Genomic DNA, 17,068 nt, shown 5'->3' on the forward strand with positions numbered 1-17,068 from the left:
TCGAGCTACAGCAGCCCGAGCTTGGTGGCCGCGTAGACCGCCTCGGCGCGCCGCGACACCATCAGCTTGCGCATGAGGTTGCCGACGTGGAACTTCACCGTGGTCTCGGAGATGAACAGCTCCGCGCCGATCGCGCGGTTGGACAGCCCGCGCGCGAGCAGGCGCAGGACGTCCAGCTCGCGCTCGGTGAGCCGCTCCCGGTCGGGGACGCCGCCCGACAGCGAGCGGACCATCGCCGACGCGCTGCGGGCGTCGAAGGCGCTCTCCCCGCGCGAGACGGCGCGGATCGCGCGCACGAGCTCGGTGGTGTCGACGTCCTTGACGACGTAGCCGCGCGCCCCCGCCTGCACCGACTCCACGACGAGCCGGTCCTCGGAGAACGTCGTGAGCACCAGCACGCCCAGGCCGGGGTGCGCGGCGCAGAGCCGACGGCAGACGTCGAGCCCGTCGGTCTGCGGGCCCGCGGTGAGCTTCAGGTCGAGCAGCACGACGTGCGGGCGCGACGCGGCGACGGCGGCGATGGCGTCGTTCGGGGTGCCGGCCTCGCCGACGACGCGCAGGTCGGCCTCGCGCTCCAGCACGGCCCGCAGGCCCTGGCGCATGATCGAGTGGTCGTCGACGAGCACGATCCGCGTCGGCATCGGGCGCGCCTGCGTGGGGTGCTGGGTGCGGGTGGCGGCGTTCACGGGTCGTTCCTCTCGGGTGCGCAGGGCACCGGGACCTCGACCTGCACCTGCAGGCCGCCGAGCCGGGCCCGCCGGAACGTCAGCGTGCCGCCGAGCTCCCGGGCGCGGGTCTGCATGTTGACCAGGCCGCGGTGCTCGCCCGAGGGCGTGGCGACGCTGGCCCGCAGGCTGCGCCGCACGCAGTCGGGGCTGCCCGTGCCGTCGTCGGAGACGGTGAGGCGGACGTGCGAGCAGGTGTAGGCCAGGCGGACGACCGCGCGGCTCGCGTCGGCGTGCACGGCGGTGTTGAAGAGGGCCTCGCCGGCGATCCGGAACAGCGACTGCTCGCAGTCGGCGGGCAGCGCCAGCGGCTTGCCGCCGATCCGCACCTCCACGCGCAGCTCGTCGGGCATGTGCACCCCGGACAGCCGCCGCAGCATCGAGGGCAGGTCCTCGTCGGCGCAGCCGTCGCGCTCGTTGAGCGCGTAGATCGCCGACCGCAGCTGCTCGACGGCCCGGCGGGTGAGGTCCTTCGCCGTGTCGAGCTGGGCGCGCAGCCGGTCGTCCTCGATCTCCGAGCGCACGAGCTCGATGTGCATGCCGGCCGACAGCGCGTACTGCGTGACGCTGTCGTGCAGCTCGCGGGCGATGCGGTGGCGCTCGACGTCGAGCACCTCGCGCTGGCGGGCCGCGCCCAGCTCCGCCTGCGTCGCGACGAGCTGGTCGTTGCGGACCTTGAGGTCGTCGGCCTGGCGGGTGGCGTGGGCGTAGAGCCGCGCGGAGTGGTCGAGCAGCGCGCAGTTCTGCAGCGCCGCGGCCGTCTGACCGGCCAGGATGCGCAGCACCGACTGGTCGGTGCCGTCGATCTCGCGCTCCACCGGAGTCCACGCGACGAACCCGCCGACGACCCTCCCGTCCAGGCGCACCGGCACGTGCAGGTGCCGGCGCGTGACCTCCAGGGAGTGCTCGCCGGAGTCGGCGTGGGCGCCGTGGACGTGGCGGACGTGCTCGCGGACCCGGTCGGGGACGGTGTCGAGGTCGGGCCACTCGGCCCCGTCCGGCCCGCGGACGAGGTGGCGCGGCCGGACGTCGGGCAGCTCCCCGTCGACGAGGGCGAACGCCACCCACTCCGCGGACAGGTGGTTGGCCGCCGCCTCGACGACGGCCCGCACGAGCGCCTCGGAGCCCTCCATCGTGCGCACCAGCGCGGCCGAGATCCGCTCCAGGGCGTGGATGACGCGGCGCATGCGCTCCGCCGCCACCCGGTACTCGGGGTAGTAGTGCGGCTTGCCCGAGCGCAGGCCGGTGAGCGCCTCGAGGTCCGGGCGGGCCGGCCGGGTGGTCGTCCGCCGGGGCGGCCACTGCGCGTTGGTCACGGGCTACATCGCCACCCGGAACAGCGCCTCGATGTCCTCGACCGACGCCCCGCGCGGGTTCGTGGTGAGGCAGGCGTCGCCGAGGGTGAGCTGGGCCAGGCGGGGGATGTCGGTGTCGAGCACGCCGATCGCGGCCAGGCCCTTCGGCACGCCGACCTCGTCACCGAGCGCGCGCACCGCCTCCGCGACCATCTGCACGGCCTCGGCCGCGGGCGCCCCGCGCAGCTCCAGGCCCATGGCCTGCGCGATCGGCACGAAGCGCTCGGGCTCGTCGGCGCCGTTGAACCGGATGACGTGCGGCAGCAGCACCCCGTTGACGACGCCGTGCGGCAGGTCGAGCATCCCACCGACCTGGTGGCTCATCGCGTGCGTGGCGCCGAGGATCGCGTTGGTGAACGCCAGCCCGGCCTCCAGCGCGGCCTGCGCCATGAGGCAGCGCGCCTCGGGGTTGTCCGGACGCAGCATGGTCTCGGGCAGGTTGCCGTTGACCAGCGCGATCGCCTGCAGCGCGTGGTGGTCGGTGAGCGGCCCGTGGGCCAGCGACACGAACGCCTCGATGCCGTGGGTGAGCGCGTCGAGGCCGGTGGCGGCGTTGAGCCACTCGGGCATCGTGACGAGCATCCGCGGGTCGACGACCGACACGTCCGGCACGAGCGCCCGGCCCATGATCGTGATCTTGGTGTGCCGCTCGGTGTCGGTGACGATGCAGAACTGCGAGACGTCGGCGCCGGTGCCCGACGTCGTCGGCATCATGATCAGCGGGGGGATGGGGTGGGCGATGCGGTCGATGCCCTCGTAGTCGAGGATCCGGCCGCCGTTCGCGGCGAGCAGGGCCACGCCCTTCGCGGCGTCGATGACCGAGCCTCCGCCGATGCCGAGCACGACGTCGCAGCCGCCCTCGACGTAGCGGCGGTAGCCGTCCTCGATCTCGTGGTCCTTGGGGTTGGGCGTGAGGTCGTGCCACACCTGCGGGCTCAGCCCCGCGTCGCGCAGCTGCGCGAGCAGCTCGGCGGGCCAGCCCGCCTCCAGGACGCCCGGGTCGGTGACGACGAACGGGCGGAGCGCGCCCAATCGGGCCGCGGCGTGCGCGGCCTCGGGCAGCGAGCCCTCGCCGAACACGATCTCCGGTGCGTGGAACTTCGACAGCCGCAGCGGCCCCTGGGCCGAGCGCTGCTCCGGACTGCGTCGAGCGAGCAGCACCGAGTCGCCGACCCGGCGCGCTTCTCCGACGAGGACCACTCTGCCCCCTTGCCGATCATCAGTGCGCGCCCCGCAGGTGACGGGCGTCGCAGCGACGTCGAGGCTACAAGAGGTGCGCCCCCCGTGGGCGGTGCAGAACGGTGGGTGACCGGCCGTGACGGCCGACCCCGAGGTGGGGGCGCCGCCGTACCGGAACGGCCCCCGACCCTCCGGGGAGGGTCGGCGGCACCGGGTCAGCCGACGTGGATCGGGCCGTCGCGCTCGGCCAGGCGCACCCCGGCGCCACCCCAGTGCTGGGCGATCATCTCGGCGGCGATCGACACGGCCGTCTCCTCGGGCGTGCGCGCGCCCAGGTCGAGACCGATCGGCGACGACATGCGCGCGATCTCGGCCTCGGTGATGCCGCGCTCGCGCAGCCGCTCCAGCCGGTCCTCGTGCGTGCGCCGCGAGCCCATCGCGCCGATGTAGGCCACCTCGGGCAGCCGCAGCGCGACCTCGAGCAGCGGCACGTCGAACTTCGGGTCGTGGGTGAGCACGCACAGCACGGTGCGCTTGTCGATGCGCCCGGCCTCGGCCTCGGCCTTGAGGTAGCGGTGCGGCCACTCGACGACGACCTCGTTGGCCCCGGGGAACCGCGACGCCGTGGCGAACACCGGCCGCGCGTCGCAGACGGTGACGCGGAACCCGAGGAAGCTGCCGATCCGGGCCACGGCCGCGGCGAAGTCGATGGCGCCGAACACGATCATGCGGGGCGGCGGGGCGAAGGACTCGACGAACACCGTGAGGCCCTCGCCGCGGCGCTGCCCGTCGACGCCGTAGGTGACCTGGCCGTTGCGCCCGGCGTCGAGCAGCCCGCGGGCGTCGTCGCGGATGGCGTCGTCGAGCCGGTCGGAGCCGGTGCCGCCCTCGGTGTGGTCGGGCCACACGATCAGCCGCTTGCCCAGGCGCTCGGCGGGGCCGGAGATGACGGTGGCGACGGCGACGGGGGACTCCTCGCGGATGGCCTCGGCGATCCGGCCGAGCTCCGCGTAGGTCTCCGGGTTCACCTTCTCGACGAAGATGTCGATGATGCCGCCGCAGGTGAGGCCGACGGTGAAGGCGTCCTCGTCGGACACGCCGTAGCGCTGGAACAGGGGACGGCCCTCGGCGAGGACCTCCTGGCCCAGCTCGTACACCGCGCCCTCGACGCAGCCGCCGGACACGCTGCCCACGGCCTCGCCGCCCGGCCCGATGAGCATCGACGCCCCCGGTTGCCGGGGGGCGGAGCTGTAGGTACCGACGACGGTCGCGAGCGCGGCCGTCTCGCCCTTCGCCCACCACTCGTCCAGCTTGGCCAGCACGTCACGCATCGCGCACCACCTCGAGAAGCTCTTCCAGGGTGGCCAGGCTGTGCCCGGCCAGCAGATCGTCCAAGTAGGGCAGGGCCGCGACTATTCCACCCTGCACGGGGGCGTAGCCGTCCTTGCCGGCGTGCGGGTTGACCCACACGAGCTTGTGGGCGAGCCGGTGCAGCCGCGACATCTGGACGCCGAGCACGTCGGTCTCGCCGCGCTCCCAGCCGTCGGAGAACACGACGACGACGGACCGGCGGGCCGCGCCGCGCTGCCCCCAGCGGTCGACGAACGCGCGCATCACCTCACCCAGGCGGGTGCCGCCCGACCAGTCGGGGATGGCGCGGCCGGCCGCGGCCAGCGCGCGGTCGGCGTCGCGCATGCGGAGCTCGCGCGTGATCCGGGTCAGGCGCGTGCCGAGCGTGAAGGCCTCGACGGTGCCCGGCGAGCGCCGCACGACGACGTGGGCGAAGCGCAGCAGCGCGTCGGCGTAGGGCTCCATCGAGCCGGAGACGTCGACGAGGAGCACGACCCGGCGCGGGCGGCGGGAGTGGTCGCGGCGGCGCAGCTCACGCATCTCGCCCTGGTCGCGCAGCGCCGCGCGCAGCGTGCGGCCCGGGTCGGTCGGGCCGTGGCGCGAGGGCCGCATCCGGCGCGAGCGGCGCGTCGGCATGTCGGGGCGCAGCAGGGCGAGCAGGCGGCGCAGGTGCTCGCGCTCGGCCGGCGTCAGCTCGGCGAGGTCGCGGTTGCGCAGCACCTCGTTGCCGCTCGCCCGCGCGAACACCTGGGTGGGCTGGTCGCCCTCCTCGTCGCCGTCACCCTCCTGCGTCGACGGGGTGAGCGCGGCGAGCTTGGGCGGGGGCGGCTGGCGCTCGTCGACGATCCGGGTGCGGCCGCCGCCCCGGGGCGGGGTGAACCAGTCCTCGAAGGCGCGGTCGTAGCGCGGGAGGTCGTCGGGGTCCGAGCACAGCGTCAGGCGGCCGGCCCAGTAGGTCTGGGTGCGGCTGGTGACGTCGAGCGCGTCGAGCGCGCTGAGGAACGCCACCACCCGGTCGGTGGTGACGGCCAGCCCCGCGCTGCGCAGCACGACGGTGAACCCGACCAGGCCCTCGATCGGGTCGGCGTCGGCGGGGTCCGGCCCGGAGGGACCGATGAGCGAGTTCGTCACTAGGACGCGAGCAGGCTGTCGAGCTGCTTGCGGACGCGGTCGGCGTCCTCGCGGTACTTGAGGACGGCGCCGAGGGTGGCCGCCGCGCTGTCGACGTCGAGGTGGCTGGCGCCGACGAGCTGCAGCGCGCGCGCCCAGTCGATGGTCTCCGCGACGCCGGGCGGCTTGAGCAGGTCGGCCTGGCGCAGCGCGCGGACGGCCCCGGCGACCTGCGCGGCCAGCCGCTCGGGGATCCCGGGCAGCCGCGAGTGCAGGATCTCGATCTCGCGCTGCAGGTCCGGGTGGTCGAGCCACAGGTAGAGGCAGCGGCGCTTGAGCGCGTCGTGCACCTCGCGGGTGCGGTTGGAGGTCAGCACGACCAGCGGCGGCGTGGTGGCCCGGACCTCGCCGATCTCCGGGATGGTCACCGCGTGCTCGGTGAGCACCTCCAGCAGGAACGCCTCGAACTCGTCGTCGGCGCGGTCGATCTCGTCGATGAGCAGGACGCTCGGCGCGGTCTGCAGCGCCTCGAGGATCGGGCGGGCGAGCAGGAAGCGCGGGTCGTAGAGGGAGGCCTCGACGGCGTCGGTGTCGAGGGTGCCGCTGCCCGCGGTGGCCTCGAGCGCGCGCAGGTGCAGGAGCTGGCGGGGGAAGTCCCAGTCGTAGAGCGCCTGGGAGGCGTCGATCCCGTCGTGGCACTGCAGCCGGATCAGTTTCGCGCCCAGCACCTGGGCGAGCGCCTGGGCGAGTGCGGTCTTTCCCGTACCGGGCTCGCCCTCGCAGAACAGCGGACGATTCATCCGCATCGCGAGGAACGTGGCGGTCGCCAGTCCGTCGTCGGCGAGGTAGCCGGTGGAACGCAGAGCAGCGGCCAGCGCGGCGGGGGAGGCCGCGGGGTCGGCGGGGCGGTCGGTCACGCCACCAGCATGACGGAACGAGGAAGCGCAGGCCACTGCGGGCGGGGGCAGCCGTTCGCAGCCCGTGCACGGGCCCTCACGCTGGGTCCACCCGGCGATGTGACCAGTTCGGTAATACTTCCGGTTTGGAGACGATTGTTCGACCGTGATCGAGTCGTGATGTCATGCGCGTGACCTGGCGAAATCCACGTATCGCAACCTTAATGCCGGCGTTACCGTGACGAGCGTCACGGGTGCCGGGATTGCCCTTTTCGCTGGTCCGGCTCGTAGCGTCGTCGCTCGGTCGATCCGAGAGGGTCGTCCGGAAATGCATCCGGAACCGTCGCGCCACACCCTGTCCCGCGGCTCCGGTCCGTCGAGATGAACACGGGACAGGGATGAGGACGCCGGTTCCGGCCACTGCACGACGGTGGTCGGGGGCCGGCAAAGGGCGCGCCGGCGGGTCACTCCCTCCCGCCTGCGAGAACGCCCTCCGATACGGCGCGAATTGGAGAGCATTGAAAATGACTTCTCGACCTGCATTCAGCAAGGGCCGAAGTCTCCTGCGGCTGGCAGTTGCCGGCGCAGTTGTCGTGGGCACCCCCGTCGCCCTCGCCGGAACCGCCAACGCCGCCCCCGACTCCGACTGGGACCGCCTCGCGCAGTGCGAGAGCGGTGGCAACTGGAGCATCAACACGGGCAACGGCTACTACGGTGGCCTGCAGTTCAACCCCACCACCTGGCGCGCCTTCGGCGGCTCGGGCATGCCGCACCAGGCGAGCCGCTCCCAGCAGATCGCCGTCGCGGAGCGCACGCTCGCCGCGCAGGGCTGGGGCGCGTGGCCCGCCTGCTCGCGCAAGCTCGGACTCAACGGCTCGGCCGAGCCTCAGCGCGTGCGCGCCTCCGCGCCCGCCCCGGCGGCCGCTCCCTCGTCCTCGGGCGGTGGCGGGAACTACACCGTCCGCTCGGGCGACACGCTGTCGAAGATCGCTGCGGCGCACGGCACCTCGTGGCAGGCGCTCTTCAGCGCCAACCGCGACGTCATCAGCAACCCGAACGTGCTGCGCGTCGGGCAGTCGCTGGACGTCTGAGGGCCCGCTCGGCCGCTCAGGTCGAGTTGACCCACTCGTCGGTCCCGTCGGTGAACGCCTGGTGCTTCCAGACCGGCAGCAGGCGCTTCACCTCCTCGACGAGCTCGGCACAGGTCTCGAAGGCCTCCCGCCGGTGATCGGCGGCGACCGCGCACGCGAGCGCGACCTCGCCGATCTCCAGGCGGCCCACCCGGTGGCTCACCGCGACGGCGCGGACGCCGGTGGACCGGGCCGCCACGTCGGCGGCCACCTGCTCGACCACGGACGCGGCCGTGGGGTGCGCGCTGTACTCCAGCCCGCGCACCGCACGGCCGCCGTCGTGGTCGCGCACGACCCCGGCGAAGGTCACCACGGCGCCCGCGGCGGCGTGGTCCACGAGTGCGGCGTGCTCCGCCACGTCGAGGGGCTCCTCGCCCACGGCGGCACGTAGGACGACCGTCATGCGTGGTCGCCTCCTCTCAGCTGGTCGACGGCGTGGTCGAGCACGTTCTCGAGCACGCCCAGTCCGTCGCGGACTCCCCCTGTCGATCCGGGGAGGTTGACGACGAGCGTGCGGCCCGCGACACCCGCGAGGCCGCGCGAGAGCACCGCGGTCGGCACGGTGGGGGCCCCCGCCGAGCGGATCGCGTCGGCGAGCCCCGGCACCTCGTAGTCGAGCACCGCGCGCGTCACCTCCGGCGTCGCGTCGGTGGGGGAGATGCCGGTGCCGCCGGTCGTGATCACGACGTCGGCGCCGTCGGCCACGGCGGCGCGCAGCGCGTCGCCGACGGGGTCGCCGTCGGGCACCACGGCCGGGTCCGGCGTGTCGTACCCGCGGCCGCGGAGCCACTCGACGATGAGCGGCCCGCCGCGGTCGGCGTAGACGCCGGCGGCGGCGCGGTTGGACGCGGTGACGACCCGGGCGCTGCGGGGGCTCACGACCGGTCCTCGGGGCGCTCCCAGGTGCCGGTCTTCCCGCCGTCCTTGCGCTCGACCCGCACGTGGTCGAGCACGGCGGCGGGGTCGACCGCCTTGATCATGTCGTGCAGGGCGAGCCCGGCCACCGCCACGGCGGTGAGCGCCTCCATCTCGACGCCCGTGCGGTCGGTGGTGCGCACCGTCGCGCGGATGCCGATCTCGGCGCCCTCCGGGGTGAGGTCGACGACCACACCGCTCAGGGCGATCGGGTGGCACAGCGGCACGAGGTCCGGGGTGCGCTTGGCGCCCATGATCCCGGCGATGCGCGCGGTGGCCAGCGCGTCGCCCTTGGGCAGCCCGTCGCGGCGGAGCAGCTCCACCACCTCGGCGGTCGTCCGCAGCACCCCGGTGGCCACCGCGGTGCGGGCGCTCGGCTGCTTGTCGGTGACGTCGACCATCCGGGCCGCGCCTGCGGCGTCCACGTGCGTGAGTTCCACGCCACAGACCCTACGGCGCCGCCCACCGGGCCGTGCCGCGGCCGCCGGAGGACCATCCAGAGTGACGTGCGTCACGTCGAGACAACCCTTTCCGGTGACGCACGTCGTGACTCACGGTCACGGTGACCTGCGCCGACGTCACCCCACTGGGCCGAACGGCCGCTGCGTCTCCGGCGAGCCGCGCGGACACGCCGTCTTGGAGTCCGCCCCAGCCGCACGTAGCGTGCTCGACGGCCGCCCCGGACCCCCCGATCCGGCCGGCCCCCGGTGTCGCAGCGCTCCCCTGTCCGGCGACCCGGAGACCCGACCGCCTCACGAGACCCCGCGTGGGACAGGACGGACCGGCCCGCTCCCCGGTGGCCGCGTCCGGGTGCAGCGCCGGAGAGACCCATGGCTCGATACCGCGGCCGTCACCGTGCCCCCGCCAGGTTCGACGGTGCCGGGCGGGCGATCGCCCGCACCGCGCTCGCCGGCGCCGTCGCCGGCGTCCCCCTGGTCGTCGCGGCCCCGGCCGCGAGCGCCGCGTCGGACTCCGCGTGGGACCGGCTGGCCCAGTGCGAGAGCGGCGGCCGGTGGGACATCAACACCGGCAACGGCTACCACGGCGGACTGCAGTTCTCCCCGACCACCTGGCGCGGCTTCGGCGGCGCCGAGTTCGCCCCGGTCGCGTACCAGGCCAGCCGCGAGGAGCAGATCGTCGTCGCGGAGCGGGTGCTCGCGGTGCAGGGCTGGAACGCGTGGCCGAGCTGCTCGCGCCAGACCGGCGTGCGCGGCGAGTCCTCGACCCAGCGCTCGGCCCCGCAGGAGCGGGTCCGCCTCAGCGCCCCGGCCGCCCCCGCCGCCACCGACGGCTCCTACGTCGTGCGGCGCGGCGACACCCTCGGCAGCATCGCGCGCGCCCAGGGCGTCTCCGGCGGCTGGCAGGCCCTCGTGGCCAGGAACCCGGCCCTGTCGGCCAACCCGGACCTGATCAGCGTGGGGCAGCGCCTCACCCTCTGACGCCCCTGCCCCGTCACCGCGTCGGCCAGCCCCACCTGGGGCGAACCACCGCGACGACGACCCGGTCGCGGCGCAGCGTCCGCGGATGCACCTCCACAGTGGCGGCGCCGCACGCGGCGGCCAGCACCTCGGCCGCCGCGTCGACGTCGGCCCGGATCGTGCCGGCATGCAGCCACAGGCCGACGAGGACGACGTCGTTACGGGCCGTCGCGGTGACGACCCACGGGATGCGCCCCGCGCGGTCGGCGACCCCGGCCTGCACGAGGCCCGAGCGGATCCGGTGCATCGTGACGACGGCCTGCGCCGCGCCGCCGAGCACGTTGCGGACCGGGGGGACAAGGAGGGCCAGCACGGCGACCACCGCGCAGAGCGCGCCCACCGCTCCGGCGCCCGCGTAGTGCCACAGGCTCGCGAGGACCCCCGCCACGAGCAGCTCGGCCCGCCACCGGAGCAGCACCGTCAGCAGGTTCGGTCGGCGTCGCGGCGGCGGCAGGAGGCGGCGCAGCCCGCCGTCGGCGCTCACGACGCTCCGACCGAGCCGGCCGGAGCGGTGCGCTCCGCCGGCTCGGCCCCGCAGGACTCGCACGCGTCGCCGATCGTCCGGCGACAGGCGCAGACCGCGCAGGCCGTGACGGAGTCCCAGCGCGGGTCCCGGTAGGTGCGGACGAACCGCCGCTCGCGCCGCACCTCCCAGCCGCGTGTGACGGCGTCGAGATCCGGGTCACGGAACGCCGAATGGTCTATGGCGTCGAGGAGGCGTCGTAACCATCGACGCGCCGGTCCGGTAGGGGTAATGTCCGTCATTGCTCTGACCTGCCTTGTCCTGTGTGGCCCACGGGATGGATGACGAGCACGCACCACCGGTGTTGGCGCACCGGTGATGCGGATGGCGACCCACTGTGCGTCGCCGTCGAGCGGGAGGGCGTCGGCCTTCGGGCTGGCGCCCTCCCTCGCTTCCTAGGTCCTCCGGCGGGTTCGAACCCAAGCCCCGGAGCCGGAAATTCCTCCTCGCGCTTTCCGGCAGTTGCCGGTTGTCCGCGGCACCCGACAGGATGACTGCACGTCGACACGCTGCCGCGGTACTAGCATGACCTGGTACTTACCAGTTATCAAGAGCTCTCACGCAGGTGGACGGGGGTGGGCGGTGACAGCGGAACCCAACCCGACCTTCGCGCGCCGGCGGTTGGCGGTGCGGTTGCGGGCCCTTCGGGAGCGCGACGACCGGTCACTCTCCGACCTCGCGGCGCACCTCAACGTGTCCCTCGCGCAGGCGTCCAGATTGGACACAGGGGCCCGCGGTTTCCAGTTGGCGCAGGTGGAGGAGCTCGCTCAGTGGTACCGGCTGCCGAAGGCCGAACGCGCCCTGCTCGCCGAGCTGGTGATCGAGAGCCGGAAGCGGGCGTGGTGGCAGCAGATCGACCTTCCTGATTCCTATCGCACTCTGATCGGCTTAGAGGCGGCGGCCGAATCCATCAATGAGTACTGCAGCGGCGTGATCAGCGGCCTCCTCCAGATCCCCGAGTACGCCGCTGCGGCCGCAGCAAGTGGAGTGCTGGACTTCTCCGAAGAGGAGGTGTCGCGCGCTGTCGAGGTGCGGGTGCACCGGCAGCGGGACCTTGAGCGAAGATCTCCACGGCCGTACGTTTGGGTGATCATTGACGAGTCGGCGCTCGCACGTACTGCCGGTGGTCCAGCAGTCATGGCGCGGCAACTAGCCCGTGTCCTCGAAGCTGCATCTCTCCCGCGCACGACGATCCAGGTCGTGGGGTTCGAGGCGGGGCCGTACCTCGGGACAACCTCATCCCAGTTCATCCTCTTGAAGATGGGGGACGACGTATCCGACGTGCTGTATGCGGACGGACCCGCGCCGTCGGACACCGACGATCCCACTGCCGTCGCTGAGCACACTCGAATATGGCAACTCCTGAGTGCGCTCGCGCTCGATCCGCAGGCGTCCAGGCTTCGGATCCAGCACTACCTCGACCTGTGCTGTGCTGCCGACACCCGCTGAAGCGCGAGATCGTGGGGCTACTAGTCTGCTCTGACCTATTGGCGACGCAGACCTGCGTCGTAGTGGCTGCTGACCGAGGGGCGCGCGACGATCCTGTCGCACCTGCGCACGCCGAGCGGACCCCGGCGTGCCTCGTGCCCGTTCCGCCCGGCCTTCCCTCCATCTGTCGCCCTGCGGCGCAGGTGATGAGGCAGGAGTACGACCGGTGGAGTCCGAGCGGGCGTCGCTGACTTGGATCAAGTCGAGCTTCAGCATGGGCGGTGGCGCGTGCGTGGAGTTGGCTACGGACGGCGAAGCGTTCGCCCTACGCGACTCGAAGGATCCGACCGTCCACCTGCACTACACGTACCAGGAGATCGAGGCGTTCATCCTCGGAGCCAAGAACGGCGATTTCGACTCCTTCCTGCGCTGAGCTCCCTTGGCGCATCACATGGTGATCACGCTGCGCTGGATGGCACCCTTGAACGCTTACAGCCGGGCGGGGGAATCATGTCGGAAGAGCAGTGGACGAAGTCGAGCTTCAGTGGGGGCATAGGCGCGTGCGTCGAAGTGAGGCGGGTGGGGGGCGAGATCGCTGTGCGGAACTCGCGCTCCCCGTCCGCTGAGCAGACCTACACGCAGGCCGAGATCCGGGCGTTCATCGACGGCGTGAAGGCCGGGGAGTTCGACTACCTGCTCGACTGAGCGGTGAAGCGGGCGAGGGCCTCGGGGGTGTCGACGTCGTCGGGCACGGCGACGTCGCCGCACTCCACCGGCTCGACGTCGGGGTTGTCGCGCAGGTAGGCGCGGGCCCCGGCGTCGCCGGTGGCCGAGCCGGCCACGGCGGGCCAGTGGTCCCGGCCGAGCAGCACGGGGTGGGCGAGGCGCCCGGCGTAGGCCGCCCGTCGCAGCGCGGCCGGGCCGACGTCGCCCGCCACCAGCCGCGCCACCGCCTCGGCGGTGACGCCCGGCAGGTCCACGAGGTGCACGAGGGCGGCGTCGGAACCGGCGTCGGGACCGGCGCCCCCGAGCGCGGAGAGCCCGGCGCGCAGGGACGCGCCCATGCCCGACTCCCAGTCGGGCGCCTCCACGGCGCGCACGCCGGCGGGCAGCACGGCACGCACGTCGTCGGCCGCGGCGCCCAGCACGACCACGAGCGGCGCGCAGCCGCCGTCGGCCAACACGCGCAGCGCACGTCGGACGAGCGGCTCGCCGTCGATCTCCACGAGCGCCTTCGGGCGGCCCATCCGACGCCCGGCGCCGCCCGCGAGGAGCAGCCCGGTGACCCCCCGCTCGGTCAGCGGTTGATCTCGGTGACGGGGTGGACGTAGTTGACCTCGTCGAGCGGGAACTCCACGTCGCCGAAGGGCGAGAGCGAGCCCTGCACGGGGCTGGCGAGCTCGCTGACCGGGTGCTCCCCTTCGGGCAGGTCCGGCCAGGAGGGGTCGATGCGTCCTGCAGGGGCGGCCTTCGCCACGGTTCCTCCCGGTGTCGGTGTCCGACCACCAGTATCGCCCATGGCACCGACTACCGTGGACCGGTGCCCACGCCGCTGGTCGACTGGTTGCGCACCCAGGACGACGACACGCTCGCGCGGCTCGTGGCCCTGCGGCCGGACCTCGGCGTGCCCCCGCCCGCGGACACCACCGTCCTGGCCACCCGGGCCGCCGTCCGGGCCTCCGTGCACCGCACCTGCGACGAGCTCGACACCGTCGCCCTCGCCGTCCTCGAGGCCCTCGCCGTGGCCGACGCCGACACCGCCCCGGTGTCCCGCGACGAGATCGCCCGCCTCCTGGGCCCGGACGTCCCCGCCGACGCCCTGAGCGGCGCCCTGGACGCCCTGCGCGCCCGCGCGGTCGCCTGGGGACCCGACGCGGAGATCTCGGTCGTCGCCGCCGTCCGCGACGTCGTGCCGCGCCACCCCGGCGGGCTGGGCCGCCGGTCGTCGGGCCCGGCCGGGTCGTCGGCGCTGCCGGAGCTGCTCGCGGGCGTCGACGAGGAGGAGCGGCGCGTCCTGGAGACCCTCGCCGCCGGGCCGCCGGTGGGCCGCAGCCGCGGCGCGGGCGACTCCCCGGTCGGGCGCCTGCTCGCCCGCGGGCTCCTGCTGCGCATCGACCCCGAGACCGTCGAGCTGCCCCGCCAGGTCGGGCTCGCCCTGCGCGGCGACCACCCGCTCGGCACCGTCGCCGTCGACCCGCCCGACATCGCCCCGCGCGACCGCGGCGCCGACGTCGTCGACGGCACCGCCGCCGGCGCGGCGCTCGGCGTGCTGCGCCAGGTCGAGGCGCTCCTCGCCCTCTGGGGCCGGACGCCGCCGCCCGTCCTGCGCTCGGGCGGCCTGGGTGTGCGGGACCTGCGCCGCGCGGCCAAGGAGATGGACGTCGACGAGGCGACGGCCGCCCTGCTCGTGGAGGTCGTGGTGGCCGCCGACCTCGCTGCCGCGAGCGACGGGGTGGCGCCGGAGTGGACGCCGACCACCGGCACCGACGTGTGGCTCGCCGGTGGCCCGGAGGTGCGGTGGTCGCTGCTGGCCCGCACCTGGCTCGCGCTCCCGCGCCTGCCCGGGCTCGTCGGGCGCAAGGACGACGCCGGGCGCCCGATCAACGCCCTGTCCGACGGCGCGCGCCGCCCGCTCGCCCCCCGCGACCGCCGCCGCGTCCTCGCCGGGCTCGCCGAGCTGCCCCCGGGCACCGCGCCGGGCTCACCGGCCGCGCTGGCCGACCTGCTGTCCTGGCGCGCCCCGCGCCGCGGCGGTCGGCTGCGCGACGAGGTCGTCGGCTGGACGGTCACCGAGGGCACCGTGCTCGGCGTCGTCGCCCTGGACGCCCTGTCCCGCCCGGGCCGGGCCCTGCTGACCGACCCCGAGGGCATCGTCGCCGCCCTGCGCGCGGCGCTGCCCGAGCCGGTCGACCACGTGCTGCTGCAGGCCGACCTCACCGCCGTCGCGCCCGGCCCGCTCGTGCCCGAGCTCGCCCGCGAGCTCGACCTGATGGCCGAGGTCGAGTCGGCGGGCGGGGCCACCGTCTACCACTTCACCGAGGCCACCGTGCGCCGGGCGCTCGACGCCGGCCGCAGCGCGACCGACCTGCACGAGCTCCTGAAGCGCCGCTCGGCCACCCCGGTGCCGCAGGGCCTGACCTACCTCGTCGACGACGTCGCGCGCCGCCACGGCCGGCTGCGGGGCGGCGCGGCGGCCTCGTTCCTGCGCTCCGACGACGAGGTGCTGATCTCCGAGGTGATGGCCCACCCCGACGCGGTGGCGCTGGAGCTGCGGCGGATCGCGCCGACCGTCGCCGTGAGCCCGCTGCCCCTGGTGGAGCTGCTCGACGCCCTGCGCTCGGCGGGCTTCAGCCCCGCCGCCGAGGACACCGGGGGAGTCGTGCTCGACCTGGCCGACCGCGGCCGGCGCATCGCCCCGGCCCGCCGCTCGGCCGAGCGGCGCGTCCCGCCCCAGCCCGACCCGGAGCAGCTGGCCAAGCTGGTGGCGCGGATGCGCGCGGGCGACGCGCTCACCGGCGTGCGGCGCGGTACCGCGAACGGCCGCGGCAGCACGCTCGACACGCTGCGCCGCGCGGCCGACGAGCGGCTGACGGTCTGGCTCGGCTTCGTCGACGGGCACGGCGTGGCGGGGGAGCGCGTGCTGGAGCCGCTGTCGGTCGGTGGCGGCGTCGTCGAGGGCCGCGACCGCGCCGACGGCGGCCTGCACCGCGTGCCGCTGCACCGCATCACCTCCATCGCGCTCGTGGAGGAGTGAGCGGGCGTCAGCGGCGCGCGGCCATCCTCGCCGCCATGGCGTGCTCGACCAGCGCGATCAGCGCGCCCTTCGTGGACTCGCGGTTGCGCGCGTCGCACGTGACGATCGGGATCGAGGGGTCGATCGACATCGCCTCCCGGACGTCCTCGACGCGGTGCTGCTGCAGCCCGTCGAAGCAGTTCAGGCCGACGACGTAGGGCAGCCCGCGGTCCTCGAAGAAGTCGATGGCGGCGAACGAGTCGGCCAGGCGGCGGGTGTCGACGAGGACGACGGCGCCGATCGCGCCGCGCACCAGGTCGTCCCACATGAACCAGAAGCGGTGCTGCCCGGGCGTGCCGAACAGGTAGAGGATCAGCTCCGAGTCCAGCGAGACGCGTCCGAAGTCCATCGCCACCGTGGTGGTGGTCTTGTTCGGGGTGGCGGTGAGGTCGTCGTGACCGGCGCTGGCCTCGGTCATCACCGCCTCGGTGGTCAGCGGGACGATCTCGGAGACCGAGCCGACGAACGTGGTCTTGCCCACGCCGAATCCCCCGGCCACCACGATCTTGGCCGAGATCGTCGCCGAGGTGGCGATCGCCTGTGGCCTAGAGCCGACGGAGTCCACTCAGAACCCTTTCCATCAGGGCGAGGTCCGGCACGTTGCCGGCGCTGCTCGCGGTCTGGTGCACGGTGACGACGCCGAGGCCCGCCATGTCCCCCAGCAGCACCCGGGCGACGCCCAGGGGCAGGGAGAGGAGCGCGGCCACCTCGGCGACCGAGCGCGTGGCCTCGCAGAGCTCGGCGACGGCGCGGTGTTCGACCTGCAGCAGTCCCATCTGGTCGCGGCCGCGCTGGCTGGTCGAGACGAGCGTCTCGATGGCCAGGTCGAAGCCGGACTTCGTGCGTCCGCGGGTCCAGGCGTAGGGCCGGACGGCAGACGCCGTGCCCCCGGTGCCGAACTGCTCGACCTCGGGGACCCGCATGTCGATCGGCCCGGTCAGCGGGCCGGGCGCGACCGGCGGGGCGGCCGGGCGCGCGGGAGGGGCGGGGGCCGGAGCGGCGGCGGGGGGAGCCTGCTCGGCCTCGTCGTCGCGCTTGCGGCCCCAGCGGCGACGGCGCGACGGGCGCGCGCTGTCGAAGCTGAAACCGTTCATCACGTCGGCGAAAGTCGGCTCCGAGGGTTGCCGGCGCTCGTCGTCGGGACCGGAGGTCATCGGATCACCACCTGCCTTCTCCTACCGATCGT

At 74.3% G+C, this 17,068-nt stretch carries 18 protein-coding genes and 1 pseudogene; 6 read left to right on the forward strand and 13 right to left on the reverse strand.

From position 1 onward, the window contains the following. Positions 1-5 precede the first annotated feature (5 nt). The 6 genes from HOP40_RS10465 to HOP40_RS10490 form a co-directional block, all read right to left on the reverse strand. Positions 6-686, reverse strand: coding sequence for a MadR family response regulator transcription factor (locus tag HOP40_RS10465; RefSeq protein WP_420821798.1), 681 nt, complete (start codon positions 684-686; stop codon positions 6-8). Continuing rightward, positions 683-2,041 (reverse strand): MadS family sensor histidine kinase, encoded by a 1,359-nt coding sequence (locus HOP40_RS10470; protein ID WP_240157614.1) that lies wholly within the window; start codon positions 2,039-2,041, stop codon positions 683-685. Before HOP40_RS10470 ends, HOP40_RS10465 begins: the two co-directional genes overlap by 4 nt. A gap of 3 nt (positions 2,042-2,044) precedes the next feature. Beyond that, positions 2,045-3,280 carry an iron-containing alcohol dehydrogenase gene (locus HOP40_RS10475; protein ID WP_172157134.1) on the reverse strand — a complete coding sequence of 412 codons (1,236 nt, stop codon included), beginning with the start codon at positions 3,278-3,280 and terminating at the stop codon, positions 2,045-2,047. A gap of 194 nt (positions 3,281-3,474) precedes the next feature. Then, entirely contained in the window at positions 3,475-4,590 is a 1,116-nt protein-coding gene (locus HOP40_RS10480) for an XdhC family protein (RefSeq protein ID WP_172157136.1), read from the reverse strand. Next, positions 4,583-5,740: a vWA domain-containing protein gene (locus HOP40_RS10485; RefSeq protein ID WP_240157615.1), complete on the reverse strand. Its 1,158-nt coding sequence runs from the start codon at positions 5,738-5,740 to the stop codon at positions 4,583-4,585. The genes HOP40_RS10480 and HOP40_RS10485 overlap by 8 nt, the downstream gene beginning before the upstream one ends. Beyond that, a complete protein-coding gene (locus tag HOP40_RS10490; RefSeq protein ID WP_172157138.1) occupies positions 5,740-6,636 on the reverse strand; it encodes an AAA family ATPase in 897 nt (298 codons plus the stop codon). Before HOP40_RS10490 ends, HOP40_RS10485 begins: the two co-directional genes overlap by 1 nt. A gap of 572 nt (positions 6,637-7,208) precedes the next feature. Here HOP40_RS10490 and HOP40_RS10495 point away from each other — a divergent pair. After that, positions 7,209-7,706, forward strand: a complete 498-nt coding sequence (locus HOP40_RS10495) for a LysM peptidoglycan-binding domain-containing protein (protein ID WP_338053056.1) — start codon at positions 7,209-7,211, stop codon at positions 7,704-7,706. A 16-nt stretch (positions 7,707-7,722) separates the two neighbouring features. Here the strand turns inward: HOP40_RS10495 and HOP40_RS36375 are convergent. Both HOP40_RS36375 and moaC read right to left on the reverse strand, forming a co-directional pair. Then, positions 7,723-8,624, reverse strand: a pseudogene (locus HOP40_RS36375) (molybdenum cofactor biosynthesis protein MoaE). Continuing rightward, positions 8,621-9,100 carry a cyclic pyranopterin monophosphate synthase MoaC gene (moaC, locus tag HOP40_RS10510; protein WP_172157144.1) on the reverse strand — a complete coding sequence of 160 codons (480 nt, stop codon included), beginning with the start codon at positions 9,098-9,100 and terminating at the stop codon, positions 8,621-8,623. The pseudogene HOP40_RS36375 and the gene moaC overlap by 4 nt, the downstream one beginning before the upstream one ends. Before the next feature lie 390 nt (positions 9,101-9,490). Between moaC and HOP40_RS10515 the strand changes: the two genes are divergently transcribed. After that, positions 9,491-10,099 (forward strand): LysM peptidoglycan-binding domain-containing protein, encoded by a 609-nt coding sequence (locus tag HOP40_RS10515; protein WP_172157146.1) that lies wholly within the window; start codon positions 9,491-9,493, stop codon positions 10,097-10,099. Positions 10,100-10,112: 13 nt separating this feature from the next. Here HOP40_RS10515 and HOP40_RS10520 read toward each other — a convergent pair whose 3' ends face one another. Further along, on the reverse strand, positions 10,113-10,622 hold the full coding sequence (locus tag HOP40_RS10520) for a hypothetical protein (protein ID WP_172157148.1): 510 nt from the start codon (positions 10,620-10,622) through the stop codon (positions 10,113-10,115). 621 nt (positions 10,623-11,243) lie between these two features. Between HOP40_RS10520 and HOP40_RS10525 the strand changes: the two genes are divergently transcribed. The 3 genes from HOP40_RS10525 to HOP40_RS10535 all read left to right on the forward strand — a co-directional run bounded on the left by HOP40_RS10525 (position 11,244) and on the right by HOP40_RS10535 (position 12,794). Further along, the gene (locus HOP40_RS10525; RefSeq protein WP_172157150.1) at positions 11,244-12,110 is read left to right on the forward strand and encodes a DUF5753 domain-containing protein; all 867 of its coding nucleotides are present in this window, start codon (positions 11,244-11,246) and stop codon (positions 12,108-12,110) included. A 205-nt stretch (positions 12,111-12,315) separates the two neighbouring features. Further along, positions 12,316-12,522, forward strand: coding sequence for a DUF397 domain-containing protein (locus HOP40_RS10530; RefSeq protein ID WP_240157617.1), 207 nt, complete (start codon positions 12,316-12,318; stop codon positions 12,520-12,522). 77 nt (positions 12,523-12,599) lie between these two features. Continuing rightward, positions 12,600-12,794, forward strand: coding sequence for a DUF397 domain-containing protein (locus tag HOP40_RS10535; RefSeq protein ID WP_172157152.1), 195 nt, complete (start codon positions 12,600-12,602; stop codon positions 12,792-12,794). On the opposite strand, the gene HOP40_RS10540 is transcribed toward HOP40_RS10535, so the two are convergent. Together HOP40_RS10540 and HOP40_RS10545 are read right to left on the reverse strand one after the other, a co-directional pair. Continuing rightward, positions 12,779-13,390 carry a nucleotidyltransferase family protein gene (locus tag HOP40_RS10540; protein ID WP_275691367.1) on the reverse strand — a complete coding sequence of 204 codons (612 nt, stop codon included), beginning with the start codon at positions 13,388-13,390 and terminating at the stop codon, positions 12,779-12,781. The genes HOP40_RS10535 and HOP40_RS10540 overlap by 16 nt on opposite strands. Next, entirely contained in the window at positions 13,387-13,566 is a 180-nt protein-coding gene (locus HOP40_RS10545) for a hypothetical protein (protein ID WP_172157156.1), read from the reverse strand. The genes HOP40_RS10540 and HOP40_RS10545 overlap by 4 nt, the downstream gene beginning before the upstream one ends. A gap of 63 nt (positions 13,567-13,629) precedes the next feature. Here HOP40_RS10545 and HOP40_RS10550 point away from each other — a divergent pair, with 63 nt between their 5' ends. Continuing rightward, on the forward strand, positions 13,630-15,843 hold the full coding sequence (locus HOP40_RS10550; protein ID WP_172157158.1) for a helicase-associated domain-containing protein: 2,214 nt from the start codon (positions 13,630-13,632) through the stop codon (positions 15,841-15,843). A 7-nt stretch (positions 15,844-15,850) separates the two neighbouring features. On the opposite strand, the gene HOP40_RS10555 is transcribed toward HOP40_RS10550, so the two are convergent. Further along, on the reverse strand, positions 15,851-16,447 hold the full coding sequence (locus HOP40_RS10555) for a GTP-binding protein (RefSeq protein WP_172157160.1): 597 nt from the start codon (positions 16,445-16,447) through the stop codon (positions 15,851-15,853). Then, positions 16,428-17,036 (reverse strand): DUF742 domain-containing protein, encoded by a 609-nt coding sequence (locus HOP40_RS10560; protein WP_172157162.1) that lies wholly within the window; start codon positions 17,034-17,036, stop codon positions 16,428-16,430. The genes HOP40_RS10555 and HOP40_RS10560 overlap by 20 nt, the downstream gene beginning before the upstream one ends. Positions 17,037-17,068 lie beyond the last annotated feature (32 nt).

The organism is Pseudonocardia broussonetiae (assembly GCF_013155125.1).
In the GTDB taxonomy this organism is placed as follows: domain Bacteria; phylum Actinomycetota; class Actinomycetes; order Mycobacteriales; family Pseudonocardiaceae; genus Pseudonocardia; species Pseudonocardia broussonetiae.